The sequence below is a fragment of the Microvirga tunisiensis genome (assembly GCF_009296175.1).
GTDB lineage: Bacteria > Pseudomonadota > Alphaproteobacteria > Rhizobiales > Beijerinckiaceae > Microvirga > Microvirga tunisiensis.
The window spans coordinates 1-785 of record NZ_VOSK01000910.1 but is presented as its reverse complement, the minus strand read 5'-3'; the positions used below and the strand labels follow the sequence as shown (position 1 = coordinate 785).

The window sequence follows — 785 nt, the reverse complement described above, 5'->3', positions numbered from 1 at the left end:
GGGTCTGGTGGCTAAACGGGTGCAGGACCGACACCTGCTCCGGCTCATCCGCCGTTATCTGACGGCAGGTGTGCTCGTGGGTGGTATGGTCGATCCGATGGATGAGGGAGTCCCGCAAGGGGGGCCGCTCTCGCCGCTGCTTTCAAATCTGATGCTCGATGTGCTCGACAAGGAACTAGAACGGCGCGGCCACCGCTTCGCAAGATACGCCGATGATTGCAACATCTATGTTCGCAGTCCTCGCGCAGGCGAACGGGTCATGGCCAGTGTCACCCGGTTCCTCGAACGGCGTCTCAAGCTGAGGGTGAACACGGCAAAGAGCGCTGTCGCTTCTCCGACCGAGCGGAAGTTCCTCGGCTTCAGCTTCCTCGATCTCGGCTGGTTCAGGCGGTGCATTGCACCGCAAGCGCTCGCCAAGTTCAAGAAGCGGGTTCGAGAACTCACGTCTCGGACAGGGGGGCGCAGCCTCGCGCAGATCACACCGGAGCTATCGCGTTATCTCATTGGATGGCGTGGTTACTTCGGCTTCTGCGAGACTCCAGGAGTGTTGCGGCTCCTGGACAAATGGATCAGGCGACGGCTTCGCGCTATCGTCTGGAAGCAGTGGAAGTACGGGCGCAACCGCTTTGCGGAACTGCGCCGCCTCGGCGTCGGAAAGGACCTGGCAGCGAAAGCCGCTGGGAGCCCGCACGGTGTCTGGCGGCTCAGCCAAAGCCCGGCACTCTCCATAGCGTTCCCCAATGCCTTCTTCAGAGGCCTCGGCCTCGCCTCTGTCCACGTCCAGC

The 785-nt window shown here is 62.3% G+C and carries 1 protein-coding gene; it reads left to right on the top strand.

Features of this window, described 5'->3' with window-relative positions:
- A partial coding sequence (locus FS320_RS44465) for a group II intron maturase-specific domain-containing protein (protein WP_244627787.1) occupies positions 1 to 785 on the top strand: 785 nt, incomplete at both ends.